29 protein-coding genes are annotated in these 25,825 nt (G+C 67.1%); 15 read left to right on the top strand and 14 right to left on the bottom strand.

The annotated features are described in order from the left end of the window. Positions 1-86: 86 nt before the first annotated feature. From purL to AAHH99_RS00685, 4 genes are read left to right on the top strand one after another with little or no spacing between them, the layout of a single operon-like run. A complete protein-coding gene (gene purL, locus AAHH99_RS00700) occupies positions 87-2,381 on the top strand; it encodes a phosphoribosylformylglycinamidine synthase subunit PurL (protein ID WP_418767553.1) in 2,295 nt (764 codons plus the stop codon). Further along, a complete protein-coding gene (locus tag AAHH99_RS00695; protein WP_418767552.1) occupies positions 2,348-4,102 on the top strand; it encodes an alpha/beta hydrolase in 1,755 nt (584 codons plus the stop codon). The genes purL and AAHH99_RS00695 overlap by 34 nt, the downstream gene beginning before the upstream one ends. Then, positions 4,102-4,725, top strand: a complete 624-nt coding sequence (locus tag AAHH99_RS00690) for a CPBP family intramembrane glutamic endopeptidase (protein ID WP_418766971.1) — start codon at positions 4,102-4,104, stop codon at positions 4,723-4,725. The genes AAHH99_RS00695 and AAHH99_RS00690 overlap by 1 nt, the downstream gene beginning before the upstream one ends. Beyond that, positions 4,722-5,513, top strand: coding sequence for an SDR family NAD(P)-dependent oxidoreductase (locus tag AAHH99_RS00685; protein ID WP_418766970.1), 792 nt, complete (start codon positions 4,722-4,724; stop codon positions 5,511-5,513). The genes AAHH99_RS00690 and AAHH99_RS00685 overlap by 4 nt, the downstream gene beginning before the upstream one ends. A 5-nt stretch (positions 5,514-5,518) precedes the next feature. Here AAHH99_RS00685 and AAHH99_RS00680 read toward each other — a convergent pair whose 3' ends face one another. Next, positions 5,519-6,727 carry an MCE family protein gene (locus AAHH99_RS00680; protein ID WP_418766969.1) on the bottom strand — a complete coding sequence of 403 codons (1,209 nt, stop codon included), beginning with the start codon at positions 6,725-6,727 and terminating at the stop codon, positions 5,519-5,521. Between the two features lie 16 nt (positions 6,728-6,743). Here AAHH99_RS00680 and AAHH99_RS00675 point away from each other — a divergent pair, with 16 nt between their 5' ends. Together AAHH99_RS00675 and purF are read left to right on the top strand one after the other, a co-directional pair. After that, complete coding sequence (locus AAHH99_RS00675) at positions 6,744-7,130, top strand: sterol carrier family protein (protein ID WP_418766968.1); 387 nt, start codon at positions 6,744-6,746, stop codon at positions 7,128-7,130. Positions 7,131-7,322: 192 nt separating this feature from the next. Next, positions 7,323-8,852, top strand: coding sequence for an amidophosphoribosyltransferase (purF, locus tag AAHH99_RS00670; RefSeq protein WP_064348064.1), 1,530 nt, complete (start codon positions 7,323-7,325; stop codon positions 8,850-8,852). Here the strand turns inward: purF and AAHH99_RS00665 are convergent, their stop codons facing one another. Together AAHH99_RS00665 and AAHH99_RS00660 are read right to left on the bottom strand one after the other, a co-directional pair. Then, entirely contained in the window at positions 8,853-9,809 is a 957-nt protein-coding gene (locus AAHH99_RS00665; RefSeq protein WP_418766967.1) for an NAD(P)H-binding protein, read from the bottom strand. Between the two features lie 25 nt (positions 9,810-9,834). Then, positions 9,835-10,278, bottom strand: a complete 444-nt coding sequence (locus AAHH99_RS00660; RefSeq protein WP_418766966.1) for a cupin — start codon at positions 10,276-10,278, stop codon at positions 9,835-9,837. A 108-nt stretch (positions 10,279-10,386) separates the two neighbouring features. Here AAHH99_RS00660 and purM point away from each other — a divergent pair, with 108 nt between their 5' ends. Continuing rightward, positions 10,387-11,460: a phosphoribosylformylglycinamidine cyclo-ligase gene (purM, locus tag AAHH99_RS00655; RefSeq protein WP_064424988.1), complete on the top strand. Its 1,074-nt coding sequence runs from the start codon at positions 10,387-10,389 to the stop codon at positions 11,458-11,460. 3 nt (positions 11,461-11,463) lie between these two features. Here the strand turns inward: purM and AAHH99_RS00650 are convergent, their stop codons facing one another. Continuing rightward, positions 11,464-11,643, bottom strand: a complete 180-nt coding sequence (locus AAHH99_RS00650) for a DUF3073 domain-containing protein (protein WP_064395225.1) — start codon at positions 11,641-11,643, stop codon at positions 11,464-11,466. Positions 11,644-11,765: 122 nt separating this feature from the next. After that, a complete protein-coding gene (locus AAHH99_RS00645) occupies positions 11,766-12,845 on the bottom strand; it encodes a YgfZ/GcvT domain-containing protein (RefSeq protein WP_418766965.1) in 1,080 nt (359 codons plus the stop codon). A 51-nt stretch (positions 12,846-12,896) separates the two neighbouring features. Here AAHH99_RS00645 and AAHH99_RS00640 point away from each other — a divergent pair, with 51 nt between their 5' ends. Together AAHH99_RS00640 and AAHH99_RS00635 are read left to right on the top strand one after the other, a co-directional pair. Continuing rightward, positions 12,897-13,784: an aminodeoxychorismate lyase gene (locus AAHH99_RS00640; protein ID WP_418766964.1), complete on the top strand. Its 888-nt coding sequence runs from the start codon at positions 12,897-12,899 to the stop codon at positions 13,782-13,784. A 331-nt stretch (positions 13,785-14,115) separates the two neighbouring features. Continuing rightward, on the top strand, positions 14,116-14,961 hold the full coding sequence (locus AAHH99_RS00635) for an ABC transporter substrate-binding protein (RefSeq protein ID WP_418766963.1): 846 nt from the start codon (positions 14,116-14,118) through the stop codon (positions 14,959-14,961). On the opposite strand, the gene AAHH99_RS00630 is transcribed toward AAHH99_RS00635, so the two are convergent. The 8 genes from AAHH99_RS00630 to lmeA all read right to left on the bottom strand — a co-directional run bounded on the left by AAHH99_RS00630 (position 14,958) and on the right by lmeA (position 19,218). Beyond that, positions 14,958-15,266 carry a hypothetical protein gene (locus AAHH99_RS00630; RefSeq protein ID WP_418766962.1) on the bottom strand — a complete coding sequence of 103 codons (309 nt, stop codon included), beginning with the start codon at positions 15,264-15,266 and terminating at the stop codon, positions 14,958-14,960. The genes AAHH99_RS00635 and AAHH99_RS00630 overlap by 4 nt on opposite strands. After that, positions 15,266-15,895 (bottom strand): FABP family protein, encoded by a 630-nt coding sequence (locus AAHH99_RS00625; RefSeq protein ID WP_418766961.1) that lies wholly within the window; start codon positions 15,893-15,895, stop codon positions 15,266-15,268. Before AAHH99_RS00625 ends, AAHH99_RS00630 begins: the two co-directional genes overlap by 1 nt. 226 nt (positions 15,896-16,121) lie before the next feature. Next, on the bottom strand, positions 16,122-16,424 hold the full coding sequence (locus AAHH99_RS00620; RefSeq protein WP_059098314.1) for a DUF1416 domain-containing protein: 303 nt from the start codon (positions 16,422-16,424) through the stop codon (positions 16,122-16,124). Between the two features lies 1 nt (position 16,425). Beyond that, on the bottom strand, positions 16,426-17,259 hold the full coding sequence (locus tag AAHH99_RS00615) for a sulfurtransferase (RefSeq protein WP_418766960.1): 834 nt from the start codon (positions 17,257-17,259) through the stop codon (positions 16,426-16,428). A gap of 35 nt (positions 17,260-17,294) precedes the next feature. Then, positions 17,295-17,771 (bottom strand): DUF4395 domain-containing protein, encoded by a 477-nt coding sequence (locus AAHH99_RS00610; RefSeq protein WP_418766959.1) that lies wholly within the window; start codon positions 17,769-17,771, stop codon positions 17,295-17,297. Positions 17,772-17,879: 108 nt separating this feature from the next. Next, positions 17,880-17,972, bottom strand: a complete 93-nt coding sequence (locus AAHH99_RS00605) for an Ms5788A family Cys-rich leader peptide (protein ID WP_353612127.1) — start codon at positions 17,970-17,972, stop codon at positions 17,880-17,882. A gap of 29 nt (positions 17,973-18,001) precedes the next feature. Next, the gene (locus tag AAHH99_RS00600) at positions 18,002-18,424 is read right to left on the bottom strand and encodes a thioredoxin family protein (protein WP_418766958.1); all 423 of its coding nucleotides are present in this window, start codon (positions 18,422-18,424) and stop codon (positions 18,002-18,004) included. Continuing rightward, on the bottom strand, positions 18,421-19,218 hold the full coding sequence (lmeA, locus tag AAHH99_RS00595) for a mannan chain length control protein LmeA (RefSeq protein WP_418766957.1): 798 nt from the start codon (positions 19,216-19,218) through the stop codon (positions 18,421-18,423). Before lmeA ends, AAHH99_RS00600 begins: the two co-directional genes overlap by 4 nt. A 178-nt stretch (positions 19,219-19,396) precedes the next feature. Here lmeA and AAHH99_RS00590 point away from each other — a divergent pair, with 178 nt between their 5' ends. The 6 genes from AAHH99_RS00590 (at position 19,397) to pstB (ending at position 25,113) form a co-directional block, all read left to right on the top strand. Beyond that, positions 19,397-20,176, top strand: a complete 780-nt coding sequence (locus tag AAHH99_RS00590) for a winged helix-turn-helix transcriptional regulator (RefSeq protein ID WP_418766956.1) — start codon at positions 19,397-19,399, stop codon at positions 20,174-20,176. Beyond that, positions 20,173-21,066: a mycothiol synthase gene (gene mshD, locus AAHH99_RS00585; protein ID WP_418766955.1), complete on the top strand. Its 894-nt coding sequence runs from the start codon at positions 20,173-20,175 to the stop codon at positions 21,064-21,066. Before AAHH99_RS00590 ends, mshD begins: the two co-directional genes overlap by 4 nt. A 124-nt stretch (positions 21,067-21,190) precedes the next feature. Continuing rightward, a complete protein-coding gene (gene pstS / locus AAHH99_RS00580; RefSeq protein WP_418766954.1) occupies positions 21,191-22,324 on the top strand; it encodes a phosphate ABC transporter substrate-binding protein PstS in 1,134 nt (377 codons plus the stop codon). Between the two features lie 48 nt (positions 22,325-22,372). After that, complete coding sequence (gene pstC, locus AAHH99_RS00575) at positions 22,373-23,416, top strand: phosphate ABC transporter permease subunit PstC (RefSeq protein WP_418766953.1); 1,044 nt, start codon at positions 22,373-22,375, stop codon at positions 23,414-23,416. Then, the gene (pstA, locus tag AAHH99_RS00570; protein WP_418766952.1) at positions 23,413-24,327 is read left to right on the top strand and encodes a phosphate ABC transporter permease PstA; all 915 of its coding nucleotides are present in this window, start codon (positions 23,413-23,415) and stop codon (positions 24,325-24,327) included. The genes pstC and pstA overlap by 4 nt, the downstream gene beginning before the upstream one ends. 9 nt (positions 24,328-24,336) lie before the next feature. Further along, on the top strand, positions 24,337-25,113 hold the full coding sequence (gene pstB, locus AAHH99_RS00565) for a phosphate ABC transporter ATP-binding protein PstB (RefSeq protein WP_418766951.1): 777 nt from the start codon (positions 24,337-24,339) through the stop codon (positions 25,111-25,113). A 19-nt stretch (positions 25,114-25,132) separates the two neighbouring features. On the opposite strand, the gene phoU is transcribed toward pstB, so the two are convergent. Then, positions 25,133-25,801, bottom strand: a complete 669-nt coding sequence (gene phoU / locus AAHH99_RS00560) for a phosphate signaling complex protein PhoU (RefSeq protein ID WP_066844254.1) — start codon at positions 25,799-25,801, stop codon at positions 25,133-25,135. Between the last annotated feature and the right edge of the window lie 24 nt (positions 25,802-25,825).

The raw sequence follows: 25,825 nt of genomic DNA, 5'->3' as shown, positions 1-25,825 counted from the left end.
GGCGGACCGCGGCCAAACCGTGTCGGGGGCGCGAGTCTGGGACCCCAACCTAGAATGGCCTCGTGACGTCGGAGCTAGCCCACGCCTTGAACACCGTAGACACCGTCGACAGAGCCGCCGCCACCCCCGACCATCCCCAGCCGTTCCGCGAACTCGGCCTCAAGGACGACGAGTATCAGCGGATCCGCGAAATCCTGGGCCGCAGGCCGACCGACGCCGAACTGGCGATGTATTCGGTGATGTGGAGCGAACACTGTTCGTACAAGTCGTCGAAGGTGCACCTGCGCTACTTCGGCGAGACCACCACCGACGAAATGCGCAAGACGATGCTGGCCGGCATCGGCGAGAACGCCGGCGTCGTCGACATCGGTGACGGCTGGGCCGCCACCTTCAAAGTCGAGTCACACAACCACCCGTCCTACGTCGAGCCCTACCAGGGCGCGGCCACCGGTGTCGGCGGCATCGTCCGCGACATCATGGCCATGGGCGCGCGCCCGGTCGCGGTCATGGACCAGCTACGCTTCGGCGCGCCCGACGCGCCCGACACCCGCCGCGTCTTCGACGGGGTGGTACGCGGAATCGGCGGCTACGGCAACTCGTTGGGGCTGCCCAACATCGGCGGCGAGACCGTGTTCGACGCGTCCTACGGGGGCAACCCGTTGGTCAACGCGCTGTGTGTGGGGGTGCTGCGCAAGGAGGACCTGCATCTGGCGTTCGCGTCCGGCACCGGCAACAAGATCATCCTATTCGGCGCCCGCACCGGCCTCGACGGCATCGGCGGCGTGAGCGTGCTGGCGTCAGAGACGTTCGGCGGCGACGAGAGTGGTGCTGCGGGACGCAAGAAGCTGCCCAGTGTCCAGGTGGGCGACCCGTTCATGGAGAAGGTGCTCATCGAGTGCTGTCTCGAGCTGTACGCAGGCGGCCTCGTGGTCGGCATCCAGGACCTCGGCGGAGCCGGATTATCCTGCGCCACATCTGAACTCGCATCGGCCGGCGACGGCGGTATGCGCATCGAGCTGGACGCGGTTCCGTTGCGCGCGGCGAACATGACGCCCGCCGAGATCCTGTCGAGCGAGTCGCAGGAACGCATGTGCGCTGTCGTCGCGCCCGAGAATGTCGAGGCGTTCATGGCCGTCTGCCGTAAGTGGGAGGTGCTGGCCACGGTCATCGGCGAGGTCACCGACGGCGATCGTCTGCAGATCACCTGGCACGGCGAGACCGTCGTCGACGTGCCGCCGCGCACCGTCGCGCATGAGGGCCCGGTCTACAAGCGGCCGGTGCAGCGGCCCGAGACACAGGACGCGCTCAACGCCGACACCACCGCCAAGCTGCCGCGGCCGTCGACGGGCGACGAGCTCAAGGCGACTCTGCTTGCGCTGCTTGGCAGTCCACACCTGTGCAGCCGCGCGTTCATCACCGAGCAGTACGACCGCTACGTGCGCGGCAACACCGTGCTGGCCGAAGACGCCGACGGCGGCGTGCTGCGTGTCGACGAGGCCACGGGCCGCGGCATCGCGATCTCGACCGATGCGTCGGGTCGCTACACCGCGCTCGACCCCTACACCGGCGCGCAGCTGGCGCTCGCCGAGGCCTACCGCAACGTCGCGGTCACCGGCGCGACACCGGTCGCGGTGACCAACTGCCTGAACTTCGGCTCACCGGAGGATCCCGGCGTCATGTGGCAGTTCGGCCAGGCCGTGCGCGGGTTGGCCGACGGCGCCGCGGCGCTCGGGATTCCGGTCACCGGCGGCAACGTGAGCTTCTACAACCAGACCGGCACCACCGCGATCCTGCCCACCCCGGTGGTCGGTGTGCTCGGGGTGATCGACGACGTCAAACGTCGTATTCCCACCGGCTTCGGCGACGAACCCGGCGAGACGTTGATGCTCCTGGGCGACACCCGCGACGAGTTCGACGGGTCGATTTGGGCGCAGGTCACCGCCGATCACCTGGGCGGGCTGCCGCCGAAGGTGGACCTCGCGCGCGAGAAACTGCTCGCCGAGGTGCTCACCGCGGCGTCGCGCGACGGCCTGGTCTCCGCAGCGCACGACCTGTCCGAGGGTGGCTTGATCCAGGCCGTCGTCGAGGCTGCGCTTCGCGGCGAAACTGGTTGTCGCATCGTGCTTCCCGAGGAATGGCAGGACGGCACAGATCCGTTTACGTTCCTGTTCTCCGAATCGGCGGGCCGGGTCCTTGTCGCGGTGCCTCGCACCGAGGAGAGCCGCTTCCGCGCGATGTGCGAGGCTCGCGGACTGCCCGCCACGCGCATCGGCGTGGTGGACCAGGCCAGCGAGGCGATCGAGGTTCAGGGCCTGTTCACCGTCACTCTGGAGGACCTGCGCAGCACATCGGAGAGCGTGCTGCCCAGGTTGTTCGGGTGAGTGAGACCACCCGACAACAACACCCCATATATGTCTGGGCGTGGCGCCTGCTCCGCCTCGATTTCGTCGGAATCGCGTTCAGCGCGCTGTTCTTCTGCCTGTCGCTGACCCCCTCGCTGTTACCCCGGGACTGGCTGTTCGCGGGCCTGATTGGCGGCATCAACGCCGCCATCGGCTACGGTATCGGCGTCTTCATCGCAAAGATGCTGCGCCGCTTCGTGTTACGACGGGTCAGCTGGTGGCCCCCGCCGAAGCGGATGCTGTGGGTGGCCAAGAGTGCCACAGTGGTACTGGCTCTCGGAGCCAGCATTCTCATGGTGATCCCCGCCGCCGCATTGCAGCGGCAGGTGTCGGCGGTGATGGGCATGGAAGGTCCCACCACGTTCGGATATCTGCGCACGCTGGTGCTCGCGGCGTTCGTCGGCGCGGCGTGTGTGGCCACCGCCCGCGTACTGCTCGACATCATCAAGACGATGGCCCGGTTCTTCATCCGCCGGTGGCGTCTACACGACGAAGTGGCGTTGTTCATCGGCACCGCCATCGTCGTGGTGCTCGCCATCATGCTGATCAACGGTGTGCTGGTTCGCGGATTCCTCGCCGGCGCCAACCGCGTGTTCCAGCCGCAGAACACCACGACCAGGGCAGGCGTCGTCCAGCCGCTCGAACCCGAAAAGTCGGGCAGCCCAGAGTCGTTCGCGGCCTGGGACACGCTGGGTTATCAGGGTCGCAACTTCGTGGCGACCGGGCCGGACGCCGAGGAACTCACCGAGCTGAACGGCACACCCGCCAAGGAGCCCATCCGCGTGTACGTCGGCTTGCAGAGCGCCGACACCGACGAGCAGCGGATGGCGGTGTTACTCAGCGAACTCGAGCGTACGGGCGCGTTCGAACGCGAGCTGCTGGTGATCGTTCCCACCACCGGTACCGGCTGGATCAATCCCGTGGCGGCGCGATCGCTGGAGATGATGTACAACGGCGACACCGCTCTGGTGGGTTCGCAGTACTCCTTCCTGCCGAGCTGGATCTCGTTCCTCGGCGACCAGCAGAAGTCGATGAAATCCGGGCGCATGATGATCGACGCCATCCATCAACGCTGGGAAGAACTTCCGCAGGACCGGCGACCCAAGCTCGTGCTCTACGGGGAGAGCCTCGGTTCGATGGCCGGCCAGGGTGCGTTCGACTGGCTGCCCGACATCTCGCGGATGGGCTTCTCGTCGGTGCTGTGGGTGGGCCCGCCGAACGCGAGCCCGCTGTGGAGCGCGATCACCGCGCGGCGTGATCCCCGAACCCCCGAAGTCGAACCTCGCTACGACAACGGCCGTACCGTGCGCTTCTCGCAGGCCACCGATCCCGCGCAGATCGCGAAGGTGGCCGCCACGCCGTGGGAGGGCACGCGTGTGTTGTTTCTGCAGCACCCCTCCGATCCGATCGTGTGGTGGTCGACCGACCTTCTGTTCACTCGGCCGGACTGGTTGCGCGAACCGCCTGGCATCGACCGCACCGCATCGATGCGGTGGTATCCGATCGTCACCTTCGGTCAGGTCGCCGCCGATATGACGAATGCGAGTTCGGTGCCCGATGGCCACGGCCACAACTACGGCGATCTGGTGCTCGACGGGTGGGCCGCGGTCGCACCGCCACCAGGATGGACTCCCGAGGACACCGAACGGATCCGTACCGCCCTGAGCAAGACCGAGTCCGAGGACGGACCCGAATACTGATGGGAGCGAGGAAGTTTCGCGCTGTTGCTGTTGCAGTCGCTCTGGTGGGGTGGAGCTTCATCGCGCCCAGGGTGCGGTTCCATCCGATGTGGAATGCCGCGTTGGGCGCAGGCGTCTACGCGATCGCGCGTCCTCCGCTCGGGTTGCGCCCACCGGCGCTGTGGTCGGGCCTGCGGTACGGGCTGGCCGCCGCCGCGCCGATTGCCTTGGGGGTCGCCGTCGGCACCGCGATCCCATCGGTGCGGCGCGGAATGGCCACCCGAGAACTGCCCGACCATCCCGTGCGGTGGATGGCGCTCGATATCCCGATCGGCACCGTTTGGCCCGAGGAGGTCGCCTACCGCGCCACGTTGGGCAAGGCCGCCGAGACCTCGTTCCAGCCTGCCGGCGGGCGCCTGCTGCAGGCGCTGGCGTTCGGTCTCTGGCACATCATGGACGCCCGCATCACGCGCAGCCCGGTGCTGGGCACCGTCCTGTTCACCGGCGTCGCGGGCTGGTTCTTCGGGTGGTTGCATGCGCGGTCGGGCAGCGTCGTGGCGCCGATGCTGGCTCACCTGGCCGCCAACGAAGCAGCGGCTTTGGCGGCGCTGGCCGTGCAGCGGCCCATAGAGTCCCGGTCATGAGCACAGTGGGGCGAGCCCGTTCGCGCACCTTCGTCGTGACCGGTGCGGCCTCGGGCATCGGTTTGGCCACCGCGAGGCGCCTGCTCGCCGAGGGCGGCACCGTGATCGGCGCGGACGTGGTCGAGCCACGCGAGAATCCGGGCGACGGTTTCGAGTTCGTCATCGCCGACGTCACCGACGAGACCGCGGTCGCCTCCGTCTTCGCCGCGATAAGTGGTCGCCTCGACGGTGTCGTGCACGCCGCGGGGGTGGCGGGCGGCGGGCCGGTACACCTGCTCGACCGCGCTGAGTGGGACCGCGTCATCGCGGTCAACCTCACCGGCACGTTCCTGGTGGTCAAGGCCGCCCTGGCGAAGATGATCGAACAACCGCGGGTAGACGGTGAGCGCGGGTCGATCGTCACGCTGGCCAGCGTTGAAGGGCTGGAGGGAACGGCGGGCGGCAGCAGCTACAACGCCGCCAAAGGTGGTGTCGTGATCCTGACCAAGAACATCGCACTCGACTACGGTCCCAGCGGTATCCGCGCCAACGCCATCTGCCCCGGTTTCATCGACACCCCGATGCTGGAAAGCGTGATGGGACTGGAGGGTATGGAGGGTCCGCTGCAGTCCATCACCGAAGAACATGCGTTGCAGAGGCGCGGCAGGCCCGACGAGATCGCCTCGGTCGCAGCGTTTCTCGTCTCGCTTGATGCGTCGTTCGTCACCGGTCAGGCGATCGCGGTCGACGGCGGTTACACGGCCGGGCGCGACCACGGCGTGGTGAAACTGTTCGGCTTCCCCGACTGAGGCTCTCAGGGATTGATGGTCAGCTCGCCGATCTGACGGCCCCACACGTACTCGATGAACATCGGCTGGCCGAGTTCGAGGTGGTTGTACGGGGCGATGCTGGCACCGGTGTCCATCACCAGGTACGGCGTCGGATACAGGTCGCGGGTGATGTCCTGCCAGCAGCCAGGACGGCCTTCCGGCCCGCCCCTCGCGTTGACGCGCGGTAGGTTGTCCGGGTAGATGTACGGGTTGCCTGCGCCTGCCAAGATTCCGCCCCCACCGGTCAGCGAATATCCGTTGCCGCCCAACGTCTTCGCGACTCGGGGCTGCACTTCGGCGTACTTTCGGATGGTGCACACGATCGCGGGGCTGTGGTAATCGAACAGCTTGGCCGTCGGCACCAGGTCTGCGGCTCCGCGCACAAGATAGGGGCCGCCGCGTTCGATGGTGTCGGCCGCCACGTCGGCGAAGCCGAGTGCCGCCATCAGTGCGGTGTCGATGTCGGTGCGGTGCTCGTTAAACGTTCGGGCGGAGGCGGCGGCGTCCCGCAATCCGTCCCACAGGTCCACCGACGCGTCGGCGTAGACCTCTGCGAGATCGGCCAGCAGGCGAGTGTCGGTGCGGATGACCGGCATCCGTGCGTTGAGGTCGTCGAGGATCCGGTCGCCGTTCACCAGCGAGTCACCGAAACCGCTGCCGCCGAGACTGCTGAGCGCTTCGGCCGTCGCCGACAACGTCTGGTTCAGCTTGATCGGGTCGACCTTCTCGGCGAGCGCGATGACCGTCTCGAAGACGGTGTTGAACTCGGTCGTCACTGCGGATGCCTCGATCACAGCCCCGGCCGAGATATGTTGTGCCGAAGCATCGTCCGGAGACTCCAGCGAGATGTACTTGTTGCCGAACACCGTGGTGGCCCGAATCTCGGCGGTGACATCCGCCGGAATGCGTTCCAGATAGCGCGGATTGACTTCCAACGACAACTCGGCCGGCTTCCCGGCGGCATGGTCGACATGGGAGATTGCGCTGACCCGGCCGATCTCAACACCGTTGTAGGTCACCTTGGCTCCGCGTTCGACCACCAGACCCGCGCGCGGTGACAGCACGGTCAGCTGCGCTTTGCGGCTCAGGTCACCGCGGAACTGGAGGTAGAGCAGGCTGGCCGCAGCGGTGGCGACGATCAGCAAGACCGCACCGGCCACCTTGTACGGCGGCTTGTGACGGTCGACAAACACTTTGAGACAGTAGGTTATGGCCGCCCGCCATACAGCCGATCCGGCGAAGACCCGCGCCGCGGTGGAAGCGCTCGTCGACTGGCTGCGCGACGACTCGCAGGCGGCACCGCTGCGCACCGAACTCGGTGAAGCGGTCCGGTTGACGGCACGCACGCTCGCGGCGTCGGCACCGGGTTCCAGCGTCGAGGTTCGCGTGCCGCCGTTCGTCGCGGTGCAGTGCGTCGAAGGCCCGGCGCACCGGCGCGGTAACCCGCCCAACGTGGTCGAGACCGATCCGCGAACCTGGCTGCGGTTGGTGACCGGGCTGACCACCATGGCCGATGCCGCCGCAGACGGCACGCTGGTCATGTCGGGCTCACGCGCCGGTGAGATCGCCGACTGGCTCCCAATACTGCGACTCTGACCGGCGACATTCACCGGAAGTACGGATAGTCCTGAACCCATTGAAGCCGCGGGTGCGCAGCGGAAAGCTGTTGTGGTCCTTTCTGGACCACGACATCAACGTGTCCCACGACACGCCCCACAACGTCGTAGCCGCTCACAGATGCCCGTAGACTCGGGGCATCAGCCACCCTCCCCTCGGAGCAGCCCTATCGTGACCGGCGAGCAGACGGATACGGATAACGAACCCCGCGAAGAGTGCGGCGTATTCGGCGTCTGGGCGCCGGGTGAAGAAGTCGCCAAGCTCACGTACTACGGCTTGTACGCCTTGCAGCACCGCGGGCAGGAGGCGGCGGGCATCGCTGTCGCCGACGGCTCACAGGTGCTGGTCTTCAAGGATCTGGGCCTGGTGAGCCAGGTGTTCGACGAGCAGACGCTGGCCGCGATGGAGGGCCACGTCGCGATCGGGCATTGTCGCTATTCGACCACCGGGTCGACGACGTGGGAGAACGCTCAGCCGGTGTTCCGCAACACGTCGGCCGGTACCGGCGTGGCCCTTGGGCACAACGGCAACCTCGTGAACGCCGCCGAGTTGGCTGCCCGCGCCCGTGAGGCCGGGTTGCTCGACACAAGGGGCGCTCCGGTGGCGACCACCGACTCCGACATCCTCGGCGCCCTGCTTGCCCACGGTGCGGCTGATTCCACGCTCGAGCAGGCGGCGCTAGAACTGCTGCCCACGGTGCGCGGCGCGTTCTGTCTGACGTGGATGGACGAGAACACCCTGTATGCGGCCCGCGACCCATACGGGGTGCGGCCGCTGGCGCTGGGGCGATTGGACCGCGGCTGGGTGGTCGCGTCGGAGACCGCGGCGCTCGATATCGTCGGCGCCTCCTTCGTCCGCGACATCGAACCGGGGGAGCTGCTGGCGATCGACGCCGACGGGGTGCGCTCCACCCGCTTCGCCAGCCCGGAGCCCAAGGGCTGCGTCTTCGAATACGTCTATCTCGCGCGGCCTGACAGCACGCTGGCCGGGCGATCGGTGCACGCGACGCGCGTAGACATCGGGCGCCGACTGGCCAGGGAGATGCCGGTCGAGGCCGACCTGGTGATCGGCGTGCCGGAGTCGGGCACACCCGCCGCGGTAGGCTACGCGCAGGAGTCCGGAATTCCCTACGGCCAAGGCCTGATGAAGAACGCCTATGTCGGGCGCACCTTCATCCAGCCGTCCCAGACCATCCGCCAACTCGGTATTCGGCTCAAGCTCAACCCGCTCAAGGAAGTGATCCGCGGGCGGCGCCTGATCGTCGTAGACGATTCGATCGTCCGCGGTAACACCCAGCGCGCCTTGATCCGGATGTTGCGGGAGGCAGGGGCGGTCGAGGTGCACGTGCGCATCGCTTCCCCGCCCGTGAAGTGGCCGTGCTTCTACGGCATCGACTTCGCCACCCCGGCCGAACTCATCGCCAACGCCGTCGACGACGAGAACGAGATGCTCGAGGCGGTGCGCCACGCCATCGGCGCCGATACGCTCGGCTACATCTCCAAGCAGGGCATGATCGCGGCCACCGAGCAGCCCGCATCGCGGTTGTGCAGTGCGTGCTTCGACGGCAAGTACCCGATCGAGTTGCCGGGCGAATCGGCGTTGGGCAAGAACGTGATCGAACATATGCTCTCGACCGCCGCCAAGAGCGGAATCCCGCTGCAGTCCGGCAACGACAACGTCTCGGCGCTCCGCCGCCCGTAATTACCTTCCCACTTGCGCCCAGTGCGGATCGGTCGGTAACGGCCCCCGCTCCAGGGCTTTGGTCACCGCCTCCCGGTAACCGGTGAGACCGCCGTCCGGCGGCGCGATGACGTCGTCGATGTCGTGGTCGGCCATCACCGCGTCGCACTCCAGCGACTCCACAAGGGGCCGGGCCAGCCCGCCGGGAAGCGGGGTCACCAAACCGATCCACCAGCTCGCGATCGTCGGTGTGAGCCAAGGCAATACGACCATCACGCGGCGTCGCCGTCCCGCAACCTCGGCGTACACCTGCATCGCCTCGCCGTACTCGAAGACGTCCGGTCCGCCGATGTCCCACGTGCGCGACGTGGGCACCGGCGCCGTGGCGGCCTCCGCCAGATAGTGCAACGCGTCGTCGATCGCGATGGGCTGGATCTTGTTGTGCACCCACTTCGGCGTGGTCATCAGCGGCAGCCGGTTGGTCAGGTGGCGGATCATCTCGAACGACGCCGAACCCGCACCGATCACGATGCCGGCCTGCAGGACCACGGTCTCGGTCCCGGACTCGAGCAGGATCTCGCCGACGTCGGTCCGGGACTGAAGGTGCGGGGAGAGGTCTGCTCCCGCCGGGTGCAGCCCGCCCAGGTACACCAGTCGCTTGACGCCCGCATCGCGGGCGGCGGCCACGACGTTGCGCGCCGAGCGCGCCTCCTCGTCGACGAAATCGGACGAGCTTCCCATCGAATGCACCAGGTAGTAGACGACGTCGGTGCCGGCGAACGCTTCCCGCAGCGAGTCGGCGTCCCCGAGGTCGCCGCGTGCCACCTCGACACGGTCGCGCCACGGCACGGCGTCGAGTTTGTCGGGGTTGCGAGCCAGCGCACGCACCGTGTGGCCGCGGTCGAGCAACGCGGGCACCAACCGGCCACCGATGTAGCCGGTCGCTCCGGTCACCAAGCAACGGATGTCGTCAGTCACTTCGCCGGGATCGCCGGTTTGGGCGTCAGGCAAACCCGCAACCGGGATCGGGCATGTCAACCGACAGCGGTGTGCCCGTCGGCTTGATGTAGAGCACCCACATCACCAACGGCGTCGGGCCCAGGTTGCGGCCGATGTGCACGTTGCCAGGGCCGCTGGCCTCGGTGATCGGCGCTCCCGGTGGGTAGACGCCGTCGGGCGCGCAGTTCGCCGCCGCGTCGTGGGTGAGCGTGCCATCGCGGATCACCCCGTACACCCGGCCCTCGTGATAGTGCCAGCCGGTGCTGCCGCCGGGCGCGATGGTGATCTCGCGGGTGACGTAGTCGATTCCGTCGACCGTCGCCTCCGAGAGCGTCCTGGCTTGCACGCCGGACGACGGCGTCGCGGCCGCATCGGCCTGGCCGAACAACGCCAAAGCGACCGTCACCGACGCGCACAGGGCAGAGGTGGACCAGCGAACTGTTGTCATGAGCGGTCAGATTGGCACACCGTGGGCAATCGTGCGACATCTCGGCCGGAGTGGGGACGGCCGTAGGCGGTTACCGCGGCGCGGCGAACACCGGTAGCCTTTACCGCGATGACCGAACGCGCCGAACCTGCCGGCATCTCCTACGCGTCGGCCGGGGTCGACATCGAAGCCGGTGACCGCGCCGTCGAACTCCTCAAACCGCTCGCCGAGAAGGCGACCAGACCCGAGGTGCGCGGCGGTATCGGCGGCTTCGCCGGACTGTTCGCGCTGCGCGGCGGCTACCGGGAACCGGTGCTGGCCTCCTCCACCGACGGAGTCGGCACCAAGCTGGTGGTGGCCCAGGCCATGGACAAGCACGACACCGTTGGAATCGACCTCGTCGCGATGGTCGTCGACGATCTGGTGGTCTGCGGGGCCGAACCGCTTTTCCTGCAGGACTACATCGCGGTGGGCCGCACGGTCCCCGAGCGGATCAGCGAACTGGTGGCGGGCATCGCCAACGGCTGCCTGCAGGCCGGTTGTGCGCTGCTCGGCGGTGAGACTGCCGAACATCCGGGTCTGATGGCTCCCGACCACTACGACATCTCGGCGACCGGGGTGGGCGTGGTCGAGGCCGATGACGTGCTCGGTCCCGATCGCGTCAAGCCCGGCGACGTGCTGATCGCGATGGCCTCGACGGGCTTGCACTCGAACGGATACTCGCTGGCGCGCAAGGTGCTGCTCGAGATCGACCGGATGAACCTGGCCGGCCATGTCGAGGAGTTCGGTCGCACGTTGGGCGAGGAGCTTCTGGAGCCGACCCGGATCTATGCCAAGGACTGTCTGGCGCTGGCGGCCGAGACGCAGGTTCGAACGTTCTGCCATGTCACCGGCGGCGGGTTGGCCGGAAACCTCGAGCGCGTGATCCCCCACGGCCTGGTCGCCGAAATCGACCGTGGCACGTGGACCCCCGCACCGGTATTCGCGATGATCGGGCAACGCGGACGGGTCGAGCGCGTCGAGATGGAGCGGACCTTCAACATGGGTGTCGGCATGGTCGCGATCGTCGCGCCCGAAGACACCGACCGCGCCCTGGCAATCCTGACCGCGCGCCACCTGAACTGCTGGACGCTCGGAACGGTCAAAAAGGGCGGTAAGGACGGCCCACGAGCCGAGCTCGTGGGTCAGCACCCGCGCTTTTAGGGGTCAGCGACGCCAGTCGTCCTCGTCGACCCATTCGTCGGCCACCGGATCGGTGCCGTTCAGGTCGTTCTCGGAAGCGCCCGACAGCTCTTGCTGAAGCCGCTTTAAGTCGGTCTGTGGTGAGCTGTATTTGAGCTCACGAGCAACCTTGGTCTGCTTTGCCTTCGCCCGGCCGCGGCCCATGGGGGGACCCCCTCGCGCAATAACGGAGCGGCCCAATTGGTAGGCGGCTCCGATCTGATCTGTTTTTTATCGTCCTGCCAACACTTTAGCGTGCTTGGCCCCGCGGCGCTGGCAGGGCCTCGTCACGGCCGCGCCCCGCCGCGGAGCTGCTCGACCGCGCGCCGCCCGGCACCTGCGACGTCGGGTGGCGGAAGCGAGTCCGCGTCGATGACGGCCGGCACGCCGTCGACGGTCAATTCGGTGTCCGCGGGCAACCCGCGCTTGAGCAGCGCCAGCGCCACCGGCCCCTCGTCGACATGGTCGACGACGGTGCCGAGACGGCCGACGGTCCGGCCGCCGGCCAGCACTGGAGCGCCCGTGGCCGGTCGGTCACTGGAACCGTCGAGATGCAACCGGACCAGCATTCGGGGCGGTTTGCCCAGGTTGTGTACCCGCGCGACCGTCTCCTGTCCGCGGTAGCAGCCCTTGTCCAAATGCACGGCGCGGCCGATCCAGCCGACCTCGTGCGGGATCGTGCGCTCATCGGTGTCCACTCCCAGGCGTGCCCGCAGCGCGGCGACACGGTGCGCCTCGTACGCCCACACCCCGGCGTGCCGGACCCCGGCGTCGGTGAGCCGCCGGAGCGACGGCTGCACCTGGGCACGGGGGATGACCAGGTCGAGTTCGACTCCGTCGCCGCCGAGACGACGCAGAAAGCCGCCCTCGGCGAGCGCGACAGCCGTCTGCTGCGCTGGAAGCGAATCGAGACCCAGCGCGTCGAGCACCTCGCGGTCGGCCAATCGCGGCCCGAGCAGGGACATCACCGCCAGATCCGCAGCTTCGGCCGCGACGTCGGACCAGAACACCATCTTGCGCAGGTAGCCCAGCAGCGGCTCGCCGCGCGACGGTTCGGTGTCGAGATAGGTGACGTCGCCGAGTTCGGTTTGCACCCAGTGATCTTCGACACGGCCCTGCCCGTCGAGGCTGAGATTCTCGGTGACGGCGCCGTCGGGCAGCTCGCTGACGTGCTGGGTGGTGAGGTTGTGCAGCCACGCCTTGCGGTCGGGGCCCGTGAGCGTGAGCACGGCGCGATGCGAGCGGTCCACAACGACGGCCTCGTCGGCGGCGGCCCGTTGTTCACCCAGCGGATCGCCGTAATGCCATACGGCGCCTGCATCGGGTCCGGCGTCGGGAGCAGGGACGGCGGGTCCAGAAGATGTCACAGGTCAACTCTACGTTCGGCGCGCGACGGGCCGCGGCTACGCTGTGGGCCCATGGTTGGCGAACCCGGGGTGGTGGTGACCCTCGACGGGCGATTGCACGACCCGGCGGCGCCGCTGCTGCACGCCGACGACCTCGCGGCTGTGCGCGGCGACGGCGTCTTCGAGACACTGTTGATCCGCGATGGTCGGCCATGCCTGCTCGAAGCCCACCTGTCCCGGCTCACCCAGTCGGCGCGGATGATCGACCTGCCCGACCCCGACCTGCCGCGCTGGCGCTCCGCGGTGTCCGCGGCCGTGGCCCAATGGACGTCGCGGACCGGCGAGGAGGGCGTGCTGCGGTTGGTGTACAGCAGGGGACGGGAAGGCGGTTCGCCCCCAACGGCGTTCGCGACGGTCGGGTCGTTACCCGCTCGAGTGGCCGAGGTGCGCCGCAATGGCCTTGCCGCGCTGACGCTGGCACGTGGACTCGCCTCCGACGGCGCGGACGAGATGCCGTGGCTGCTCGCCGGTGCCAAGACGCTGTCGTACGCGGTGAACATGGCCGCGTTGCGACATGCCGAACGTAACGGCGCGGGCGACGTGATCTTTGTCGGCACCGACGGATTCATCCTCGAGGGCCCGCGCTCGACGGTCGTGATCGCCGCGGAGTCCGAGCCCGGTGCGGGCGATATCGCGTTCTTCACACCACCGCCGTGGTTCCCGATCCTGCGCGGCACCACGCAGCAGGCGCTGTTCGACGTCGCCCGCGACAAGGGCTACGACTGCGACTACCGCTCGCTGCGACCAGCGGATCTGCATACCGCACAGGGTGTTTGGCTGGTGTCGAGCATCACGTTGGCCGCGCGGGTGCACACCCTGGACGGGACGCCGCTGATACCAAGCCCGCTGGCGGCCGAGTTCGCCGAACTCGTCGACGCCGCGATCGTGTGCGATCGCTGAACGCTGAATCGCCCGTAATCCGGTTGTCGCCTCCTGCGCGCGCGGGTAGCGTCGCTCGTACACAGGAGAGGAGGTGGTCCGGAATTTTGAGTGACTTATGGACTTGTGAGGTGGCTGCGAGCTAGCAGCGCCAGGGGAATGAGCGCACGGCTCTTCGCGTCCTGCGCGCGCTGGCGAATTCCCCGCAGTCACCCGGCCCCCGAGCCCCTCGGTCTTGTCCGCCAGGAACACACGGCTCGGGGGCCGCCCCATATCTGATGGCCGAATCGGTAGCGAACCGTTGCACGCCTGGACTCGCGATTCCTACGGGCGCCGGGCGATGATGCGGCCCATGCGCATCGTCAAGAAGCTCGGCGTGCTGCTGACCGCCCTCGCGGCCGTGACGGCCTGTGCGTCCACCGCTGAGCCCTACAGCTCGCCGGACCTGCGGGACTGTCATAAAGCCAAGCTGGCGACCCTGTACAAGGGCATCTTCACCTTCGGTACCGATCGGCCGGTGTACCCGCCGTGGTACATGGGGGACAACCCGGCCAACGGGGAAGGCTTCGAGTCGGCGCTCGCGTACGCCATCGCGAACCGGCTCGGTTACGCCGCGACCGATGTGCGGTGGGTGCGGGTGCCGTTCGGAGAAGCCATCGCCGCGGGCGCTAAATCGTTCGACGCCAATCTGACCCAGTTCTCCATCACCGACCAGCGCAGGGCCGCTGTCGACTTCTCGACTCCGTACTTCGACGTGAACCAAGCCGTCGTCACCGTCAAGGGTTCGCCTGCGGCCGGCGTGAAAAGCCTCGACGACCTCAAGTCGCTGCGGCTGGGAGCGCAGGCCGGCAGCACCAGCCACACCGCCGCGCTGGCGGTCGGCGAACGGAATGCGGTCGAGGTGTACAACACCAACGGTGACGCGAAGCTCGCGCTCTCCGACGGCGAGATCGACGCGCTGATCGCCGATTTACCCACCGCGTTCGCGATCGTCGGCGAGTTGCGCGACGGAATGATGGTCGGCCAGCTGCCTGCAGGCGACCAAGCCGCGGAGCAGTTCGGTCTGGTGCTCGCCAAACGCAGCGGGTTGACCGCCTGCATCTCCTCGGTCGTGGACTCGCTACGCGACGACGGCACGCTGGCGCAGTTGCGCGGCGAGTGGTTGGCCGAGGCGGGCAAGGCCCCGCAACTGGCTTAGCCGGCGGGCCCGGGTGCGAACGTGGCGCACGCCTGCATGGCCTCGTCCCAGGCCTCACCGTCGACGCCGGGAGGCGGGCCGGCAGGTCCTGGCGCTGCGGGTACGCCGTGGTCGCTCAGACACTGCGCCAGTGAACCGTGACCGGCTGGGGTCTCGGAGGTGGTGGTCGGGGACGGGGCATCGGACGTGGTGGTCTGCGCCGAGGCTGGTGAGGTGGTGGACTGCTGATCGTCCGGTGGTTCGGACGCACAACCCGCGAGCGCTGCGGCCGCGGCGAGGCCGGCGACGACCATGATCGCGCGCATCAGCCTGCGAACCTCGACAGCCGGGCCGACAGGTGGGGGACCAGGCCGCCGTCGGCGTCGACACGCTCCTCGACGTAGGCCAGATCACCACCCTCGACGATCCCGTACAGCCGTTTGGCGCCACCGACCAGCATCCCGGACTTGCTGCGCGCCAACGCATCGGTGACCAGTTCCCACGACGACTGGGACAGGGGGCGGCCGTAGAACAGCTCGATATAGCCCGCGGAATGGGCCAGCAGCAGTTCGATGGCCTGGGATTCAGAAGGGTCGGCCGGATCGTTGACGAAGCGCCAGAAGCCGGACTCGCGCAGCGTGTGCCCCTCGAAGTCGCCCGACTCGCTGAGGCGCCACGATCGCGCTTCCCAGATCAGGTAGTCGCTGCCGTCATGGGAGGCCACGATCTGCTGGCCGAACCGGTAGTCGCCGTCGGCACCGCGGGCCTCGCCCTCGCCTCGCCAGACGCCGACGAGCGGCAGCAGCGCCAGCAGCGCGTCATTGAGGTTCGCGCCCTCGCGGAGATTGGCGGTGTCGGCAGGTGCGGGAAGATCGGCGAAAGCCGGGATGTTGCGCGCGGCGGTCGTTTTCGCGCGTTCTGCGGCGGCCGCTACTGCGTCGTCTCCGGACGTCACGACTCGTCGGTGATCAGCCGGTACACCGCGTACAACGCGAACCAGGTGATCACCAGGGTCGCGGCTACGAGCAGGAGTTCGAAGAACAGCACCACGGGCACGAGTCTAGTCGGCCGCCGGAGGCAGAGTGCACCAGCCTCTGCATGGCCGAGTGCGCCGAAACTGAACTAGTGTGCGGAGTCCGCGCGGATCATCGCACACAAGTTCAGTTTCGAGCTGAAACGCGTCAGGCGACCTTGACGTCGACCTCGTGGATGCCCGCGCCGGAGGGCGCGACGACGGCGTCACCGTTGCCGACCTTCGACAGCGCGCGCAGCGTCCACGTGCCGGGCGCAGCGAAGAACCGGAAATCGCCGGTGGCCGACGCGACCACCTCGGCGGTGAACTCGTCAGAGCTGTCCAGAAGGCGCACGAACGCGCCGCCGACGGCCTGTCCCGACCCGTCAACGACGCGGCCGGTGATCACCGTCTCCTTCTCCAAGTCGACGCTGGCGGGCAACGTCAGGCCTTGTTTCGGGGCAGAGCACATATCAATTTCCCAACTCGATCGGGGCCCCCACCAGGGAGCCGTATTCGGTCCAACTGCCGTCGTAGTTCTTGACGTTCTTGTGTCCGAGCAGTTCCTGCAGCACAAACCAGGTGTGCGACGAGCGCTCACCGATGCGGCAGTAAGCGATGGTCTCCTTCTGACCGTCCAACCCCGCCTCGGCGTACAGCTTCTCCAGCGCCTCATCGGACTTGAAGGTGCCGTCGTCGTTGGCCGCCTTGCTCCACGGAACGTTGATGGCGCCGGGGATATGCCCGGGTCGCTGGCTCTGCTCCTGGGGCAGGTGCGCCGGAGCCAGGATCTTGCCGGAGAACTCGTCGGGGGAGCGCACGTCGACGAGATTCTTGTTGTTGATCGCCGCGATCACCTCGTCGCGGAAGGCCCGGATGCTGTTGTCGGGCGCCTTGGCGGTGTAGCTGGTCGCGGGCCGCTTGACCACCTCGGTGGACAGCGGACGTCCGTCGAGCTCCCACTTCTTGCGGCCGCCGTCGAGCAGCTTGACGTCCTGGTGCCCGTACAGCTTGAAGTACCAGTAGGCGTACGCGGCGAACCAGTTGTTGTTGCCGCCATACAGGACCACGGTGTCGTCGTTCGAGATGCCGCGCTCGCTCAGCAGCTTCGAAAACTGTTCCTGGTCAACGAAATCGCGACGCACCGGGTCTTGGAGGTCGGTCTTCCAGTCGATCTTGACCGCGCCCTCGATGTGGCCGTCGTCGTAGGCGCTGGTGTCTTCGTCGACCTCGACGAACACGATGTTCGGTGCGTTGAGATTGCTCTCGGCCCAGTCAGCCGTGACCAGGACGTCGGAGCGTGCCATAGAGGAAATCCTTTCGGTTGCTTAGGTTTGAAGTTCTATGCGGGTGACGGTGCGCTTGTGTTCTTTCGAACGCGCGCGAAGAGCGGGTGGAGCCGGCAGCCCAGGCAGATGCCGAAGGCCGCATTGAGAAACGCCGCCACCAGCGCGAGGCCGGTGGCGATAAGACCGAGCAGCCCGAGGCCGGTCGCGAACCCGACGACGCCGGCCACCGCGAAGACGAGCCCGACGAACTGCGCGAACTTCAGCGGCGCCACCGGCTCCTTCTCGCTGACGGTTCCAAGCCGCGGAGCCGCGAGTCGAGCGAAGATCAGGCCGTAGGGATGTGAACGCGGCCCGCGCCATGCCCCGACGGCGAACACCGCCGCCTGCAGGCTCAGCACGACCACCGAGGCCACCGGGCTCACCGGCCACAGAAGCAGGGTTGCCACCAGCACGACGGTCGTGATCCAGGCGGCGAACCGCGGCCCGCGCACGTCCACCTGATCAGACGTCCGGCTCCGTGTTGTCGACATATCTGTCGTTGGCATTCTTGCGCTCCTGTTGCGGTCATGGGCTGGGCTGGGCTGGGAAGGACCACAATGGGTCGCTCCCGAGTGCGGCGCGAATAAGGGCGCGGCTACTCAGCAGCTGCAACAACAACAGCAAGAACCCGCAACGCGGCACAGATCGACTGCGCGGCGCTTGGTGAGCATCGGCTCGAGGCGGGCGGACACGCCGGACAGCTTACCAATCGACACGGTGATCAAGCCAACAGCGGTTCCAGAGCCGAGCGCAGGTCAGCGGCCTTGGGGACGCCGTGGGTCCGGTAGCGGGGCCGGCCGTCCCTGTCGAACAGGATCGTGGTGGGAAGCGAGAGCACCGAAAGACGCCGCGCTGCCTCCGGCTTGGCGTCGATGTCGATCTCGATGTGGGCGACCGCCGGTAGCTCCGCGCAGACCTCGTCGACCACGTTGCGCACCGCGCCGCACGGCCCGCACCATTCGGCGGAGAAGTGCACGACCGTCGGTCCGGTCGTCGACAGGCCGAGTTCGCTGGTGTCGACGTTGGCCGCGTCCTCGCTCGCCGCGCGCAAGCCCGCTCGAAGCGTGAGCAGCCGCCCGATCACGAAAGCCACGCCGAGCGCCGCGATGAGCACGGTGATCGCCAAGACCCAGGAAGAGCTCATGACAGATGGAACTCGGTGAGCGCGACGGATACTCCCTCGGCGATGCCCTCGATGATGATGTCGGACCCCCGGGCGCCTTGCGCCGTGGGCGCCAGTCCGAACGGCAGCTTCTGTCCGGGCAGCCTCGCGGTGAACGCGGCCAGAACGGCGTCCTTCTTGTCGTCGGGCACCTCCTGATCAGCCGTGCCGGGACCGGTCAGCACGCCGGTGGCCGTCATCACCAACGTCGTCTGGTCCGGTCCGGCGACCTCGAGGTCCACTGCGATGCTCACCCTCTCGTGAAAATCGGCTTTCCTGGGTGTTCCGGTGAACACCACGCCCTTGTTACTGGAGATACCCGATTCTGTGGTACCTCCCGTGGCGTCGTTGCTCTCTCCCGTCGGCGCCTCGACCAGCAGATCCGGGATGTCCATGAACCGCCCCAGATGCGTCGAGTCGATGATGATGCGGCTCTCGGCCTTGCCGACCCGCAGCGTGGCGTCGGGTTCGACGAGCCACGAATCGCCGGGGAGATCGATGTCGTGCAGCGTCGCCTCCAACGATGCCTTGCCCACGACCCGGTTGCCGACGCCGTTGGCCCTGATCTCGACCTCGTCGTAATGACGGTCGGCCGCCTGGGTGGTGAACGGGAACCCGAGGATCGCCACCGACGGGTCGTGCTGCAGGTCAGCGGCGGTGCGCACGCTTCTGGCCAGCCGGTATTCGGCGTAGATCGCCGCGCCGAAATCGGCTCCGACGGCGCACATGGCCACCGCCAGCACTGTGGCCAACACCCCGAGCAGCAGCTTGCGCACCCGCACATTCTGGCCCACGGCAGAGTCAACGTTCCGTTCGACGCAGCTGATAAGCGGGTTGCGCGCTATCGTTAGAAAGCCATCGCCCCGGTAACGGGCGCATGTCGAGCATGAATCTGGGAAGTCACCGACCGACAAAGATGTCCAGGCGAGGTCCCTATGGCTGTTGGAGGGCCAGTTGGATCTATTGCTACTGACAGTCGACCCCCACCCTGAGTCTGTGCTGCCGTCGCTGTCGCTACTCGCTCACACGGTGCGGACCGCTCCGACCGAGGTCTCGTCGCTTCTGGAGGCGGGAAGCGCCGACGTCGCGATCGTCGACGCACGGACCGACCTCGCCGCGGCTCGCGGGTTGTGCAGGCTGCTGGGCACGACCGGCACCTCGGTGCCCGTGGTGGCTGTCGTCAACGAAGGCGGTCTGGTCGCCGTCAACGTCGAGTGGGGTCTCGACGAGATACTGCTGCCCAGCACCGGGCCCGCCGAGATCGACGCGCGGCTGCGGTTGCTCGTCGGCCGCCGCGGCGGAGTGGCCAACCAGGAGAACGTTGGCAAGATCAGCCTCGGCGAACTGGTGATCGACGAGGGCACCTACACCGCCCGCCTTCGCGGTCGCCCCCTCGACCTGACCTACAAGGAATTCGAGCTGCTCAAGTACCTGGCCCAGCACGCCGGCCGGGTCTTCACCCGCGCCCAGCTGTTGCAGGAGGTCTGGGGTTACGACTTCTTCGGCGGCACCCGCACTGTGGATGTGCACGTGCGACGGTTGCGCGCCAAGCTCGGTCCCGAGTACGAATCGCTGATCGGCACCGTGCGCAACGTCGGCTACAAGGCGGTCCGCCCGGCGCGCGGGCGCGCGTCGGCCCCCGAAGCCGCGGTCCCCGACGACCTCGACGGTGTGGACCTCGAGACGCCGGATCGTATCGCCGAAGCGTTGGCCGACCCGCTGCGAAGCCCGTGACGGAACTTCACTGGCGCACCGAACTCTCCAGCGACGAGCAGCGTTGCATCAAGGAACTGATCGAGGCCGCCACCGCTGTGGACGGCGTCGCCCCGGTCGGTGAGCAGGTGCGGCGGGAATTGCCGCACGACCGCACCCGCCACCTGGTGGCCCGCGACGGCCAGGACGTCGTCGGCTATCTGAATCTCGCGGGAGACGACGACTCCGCGATGGCCGAAGCGGTCGTGCACCCGCGCTCGCGGCGTCGCAGGATCGGCGCGGCGCTGGTGCGGGCGGGCCTCGCCGAGGGTGGAGACGACGCCCGCGTGTGGGCCCACGGCAACCTGGAGGCGGCGCGCGCGACCGCCGCCTCGCTCGGGCTGACGGTGGTGCGCGAACTCCTGCAGATGCGGCGGCCCCTGACCGACCTGCCGCCGACACCGGCGCCCGACGGAGTCCGCATCACCACCTACTCCGGCCCGGCAGACGATGCCGCGCTGCTGCGCGTCAACAACGCGGCCTTCGTCTGGCATCCCGAGCAGGGTGGATGGTCCGAGGCCGACATCGACGAGCGCCGTGGCGAACCCTGGTTCGATCCCGACGGTTTGTTCCTGGCCGTCGACGAGGGCACCGACGAGGTGCTCGGATTTCACTGGACGAAAATCCATGACGCCGGCCTCGGCGAGGTCTATGTCGTCGGCGTCGATCCGGCGGCCCAGGGTCGCGGCCTCGGCGCAGTGCTTACACTGACCGGTCTGCATCACCTCGCCGAGCGACTGTCGGCGAGTGCGGATCCCGCCGTGATGCTTTATGTGGAGGCAGATAACTCGGCGGCGGTGAACACCTACCGAAAGCTCGGCTTCACCGTGTTCTCCGTCGATACCGCTTATGCGCAGCGTTCCGACCGCTAGCTGGGAAACCACGGTCAACTAACTGAACGTGTTCACCGCCCGTTCACCTGTCATCCGCGATTCGTCCACCGGCGCCGCATACGTTGCCAGGGAGTTCAAGCCGTCCAATTCGAAAGTGGGATTCGTGAAGCTCAACCTCGGCAAGACCACCTGCAGCCCGCTGCTGACCACGTTCTCGGTGGCCGCGATCGCGGCGTTGACCCTGTCCGCGTGTGGCAGCGACAACAACGCCGGTACCGCCGCGACCACGGGCGGTGACGGGGCGGCGCCGTCGGCCGAGTGCGGCGGCAAGAACTCCGTCACGGCCGAAGGTTCGACGGCTCAACAGAATGCGATCGCCGAGTTCAACAAGGTCTGGGGTCAGCACTGCGCGGGTAAGAATCTGTCGTACAACCCCACCGGATCGGGGGCGGGACGCGAGCAGTTCATCGCCGGTCAGGTCGATTTCGCCGGATCGGATTCGGCTCTGTCGGGCGACCAGGTCCAGCAGGCCGCGCAGCGCTGCGATGGCAACCCGGCATGGAACCTTCCGCTGGTCTTCGGGCCGGTCGCATTGGCCTACAACATCGAAGGCGTCGACAAGTTGGTTCTCAACGCCGACCTTCTCGCGAAGATCTTCCAGGGACAGATCACAAAGTGGAACGATCCCGCGATCGCTGCGCTCAACGGCGGAACCAACCTGCCGGACAGCGACATCACGCCGATCTACCGGTCGGACTCCTCGGGCACCACCGACAACTTCCAGAAGTACCTCGCCACCGCCGCCCCCCAGAGTTGGACCAAAGGTGATGGCAGCGAGTTCCAGGGCGGTGCCGGCGAAGGCGCCCAGAAGTCAGCAGGCGTCGTGCAGGCCGTGCAGGCGACCGGCGGTGCGATCGGCTACGTAGAGAAGGGCTTCGCCGAACAGGGTGGGGTGCCGTTCGCCCAAATCGACAGTGGCGCAGGCGCGGTCGAGTTGACCGATGAGTCTGCCAAGAAGGCGATCGACGTTGCGACGTTCGTCGCGGAAGGCAACGACCTGACGCTCGACTTGAACTCGTTGTACGGGACGAAAGAGCCCGGCGCCTATCCGTTGGTGCTCGCCACGTACGAGATCGTCTGCTCGAAGGGCTACGACCCCGAAACCGCTGCGGCGGTCAAGTCGTTCCTGACGATCTCGGCGAACGACGGTCAGCAGAACCTTTCGCCCGCGGGCTATGTGCCACTGCCGGACCGCTTCAAACAACGACTCCTGACATCCATCGAAGCGATTGCCTAGTTTCGTGGCGCGCGGCCGAGGATACGGTGAGGATGGGTCCTGGGACCGATGACCGATAGGCTCGAGGTGACAATCCCCAATCCGTCCGACGCGGGATCGGGTGAAGCGCTCGCTTCACCCTTTCCCGAGCCGACCCCGATAAGCAGCAACCCGTCGAGGAACGCCAAAGAGCGTGTCGGCGACCGGATCTTCCGCGGGCTGGCCGAGGGCTCGGGCGCCTTCATCGTCGCACTGATCGCGGCAATCGGGGCGTTCCTGCTGTGGCGGGCGATCCCGGCGTTGGCGCGCAACGAGGAGAACTTCTTCCTCTACGGCGGCACCTGGAAGACCACCGACACGTCGGCCATGCATTTCGGCATCCTCGATCTGCTGCAGGTGACGGTATTCGTGTCGGTGTTCGCGCTCGTTCTGGCGATGCCTGTGGCCCTTGGCATCGCGATCTTTCTGACCCAGTACGCGCCGCGTCGGGTCGCGGGTCCGCTGGCGTACATGGTCGACCTCTTGGCCGCGGTCCCGTCGATCATCTACGGCGTGTGGGGGCTTTACGTCCTGGCCCCGGTGCTGAAACCGGTTGCGTTGTGGCTGAACGAGAACCTCAGCTGGCTGTTCCTCTTCAAGACCGGCACGGCGTCGGTGGCAGGCGGCGGGACGATCTTCACGGCAGGAATCGTGTTGGCGGTGATGATCCTTCCGATCATCACCGCGGTCACGCGCGAGGTGTTCATTCAGACGCCACGGGGTCAGATCGAGGCGGCACTGGCGCTCGGTGCCACGCGCTGGGAAGTGGTGCGCACGACCGTACTGCCGTTCGGCATGTCCGGTTACATCAGCGGGGCGATGCTCGGCCTCGGTCGTGCGCTGGGCGAGACCATCGCGCTGCTGATCATCCTGCGCGGAACACAGAAGGCGTTCGGGTGGTCGCTGTTCGACGGTGGCTACACCTTCGCGAGCCTGATCGCGGCCACCGCAAGCGAATTCAATGACCAGTACAAGGCGGGTGCCTATATCGCCGCTGGCTTGGTGCTGTTCGTGCTGACGTTCGTGGTGAACTCGCTGGCGCGTGCCGCGGTCGCCGGGAAGGGTGAAAAGTGACGTCGACGCTGGACCGGCCGGTCAAGGCGACCACCTTCCAAGGGGTCAGCCTTCGCCGCAAGATGACCAACAACGTCGCCACGATTCTGGTCACACTGAGCGTTCTGGTCGCGCTGGTTCCGTTGCTTTGGGTGCTTTACTCGGTGATCGTCAAGGGTTTCAACGCGTTGACATCGCCGGTCTGGTTCACGAATTCGCAGGCGGGCATGACGGCATTCCAGCCAGGCGGAGGTGTCTACCACGCGATCGTGGGCACGCTGCTGCAGGGTTTGGTGTGTGCAGCCATCTCTATTCCGATCGGTGTGTTCGTAGGGATATATCTCGTCGAGTACGGCGGCGGAACGCGATTCGGCAAGGTGACCACGTTCATGGTCGACATCCTCACCGGTGTACCGTCGATCGTCGCAGCGCTGTTCATCTACGCGCTGTGGGTGGCGACGTTCGGCTTCCCGCGGTCCGGCTTCGCGGTGTCGCTGTCCCTGGTGCTGCTGATGATTCCGGTCATCGTGCGCGCGACGGAGGAGATGCTGCGCATCGTGCCGATGGACCTGCGTGAGGCTAGCTATGCCCTCGGCGTGCCGAAGTGGAAAACCATTGTTCGCATTGTGATACCGACCGCACTATCCGGCATCGTCACGGGAGTCATGTTGGCGCTGGCGCGCGTCATGGGTGAGACCGCACCGCTGCTGGTTCTCGTCGGCTACTCGCAGGCGATGAACTTCGACATGTTCGACGGCTTCATGGGCTCGCTGCCCGGCATGATGTACGACCAAACCTCGGCGGGTGCGGGCGCGAATCCCGTTCCCACGGATCGGTTGTGGGGCGCCGCCCTGACCTTGATCCTGCTGATCGCCTTACTCAACGTCGGGGCGCGATTTCTCGCGAAGATTTTCGCCCCCAAGAAGGTTTAGGAGATTTCGATGGCCAAGCGCTTAGATCTCAAGGACGTCAACATCTTCTACGGCGCGTTTCACGCCGTGGCCGATGTCTCGCTGGCGGTCCCGCCCCGCAACGTGACCGCCTTCATCGGCCCGTCGGGCTGCGGTAAATCAACTGTGCTGCGAACACTGAATCGCATGCACGAGGTCATCCCAGGTGCGCGCGTCGAGGGCTCGGTGCTGCTCGACGGTGAGGACATCTACGGCGCGGGAGTCGACCCGGTCGGTGTGCGCAAGACAATCGGCATGGTGTTCCAACGTCCGAATCCGTTCCCCACCATGTCGATTCGCGACAATGTGGTCGCCGGCCTCAGGTTGCAGGGCGTGCGCAACAAGAAGACACTCGACGAGGTGGCCGAACGGTCTCTGCGCGGGGCCAACCTGTGGACTGAGGTCAAGGACCGGCTGGACAAGCCCGGTGGCGGACTGTCCGGTGGCCAGCAGCAGCGGCTGTGCATCGCCCGGGCGATCGCCGTGCAACCCGACGTGCTCCTGATGGATGAGCCCTGCTCGGCCCTAGATCCCATCTCCACCCTGGCGATCGAGGATTTGATCGCCACCCTCAAGCAGGACTTCACGATCGTCATCGTCACGCACAACATGCAACAGGCGGCACGGGTGAGCGATCAGACCGCATTCTTCAATCTCGAGGCCACAGGTAAGCCCGGCCGGCTGATCGAGATCGACGACACCGAGAAGATCTTCTCGAACCCGACGCAGAAGGCGACCGAGGACTACATCTCCGGGCGCTTCGGCTGAGACCCCCGGGACAGCCGCGTCAACGCGACGCGGGCATGTCCACTTCGGTGGGGTGTTTACCGGTGACCTGGAAGATCACCCGCCGGGCGACCTCGACGGCGTGGTCGGCGAACCGCTCGTAAAAGCGACCGAGCAGGGTCACGTCCACCGCGGCCGCCACGCCGTGCTTCCACTCCCGATCCATCAACACCGTGAACAAGTGGCGGTGCAGGTCGTCCATCGCGTCGTCTTCTTCTCCGATGCGGGCGGCCTTCTCGGGGTCGCGGGTCACCAGGACCTCCTGGGCGCTGTTGCCCAGTTCCACAGCGAGACGGCCCATTTCGGCGAAGTATCCGTTCACCTCTTCGGGCAGCGCATGCTGGGGGTGACGGCGACGGGCGATCTTGGCGACGTGCAGCGCGAGCGCACCCATACGGTCCACGTCGGCGACGATCTGGATCGAGCCGACGATGGCCCGAAGGTCGCCCGCCACCGGCGCCTGCAGCGCGAGCAGCACGAACGCCGACTCCTCGGCCCGTGCGCTCATCGCGGCGATCTGTTCGTGGTCGGTGATGACCTGTTCGGCCAGCACGAGATCGGCTTGCAGCAGGGCCTGGGTGGCGCGCTCCATCGCCGCGCCCGCCAGCCCGCACATCTCTCCGAGCTGGGTGGTCAGAGCCTCCAACTGCTCGTGATACGCGGTACGCATGCCTCCACCCTACGGGCATCGCCA

Origin of the sequence: Mycobacterium neumannii (genome assembly GCF_048452905.1) — a bacterium.
Taxonomy (GTDB): Bacteria; Actinomycetota; Actinomycetes; order Mycobacteriales; family Mycobacteriaceae; genus Mycobacterium; species Mycobacterium neumannii_B.
This window is presented reverse-complemented; position numbering and strand designations above follow the sequence as displayed.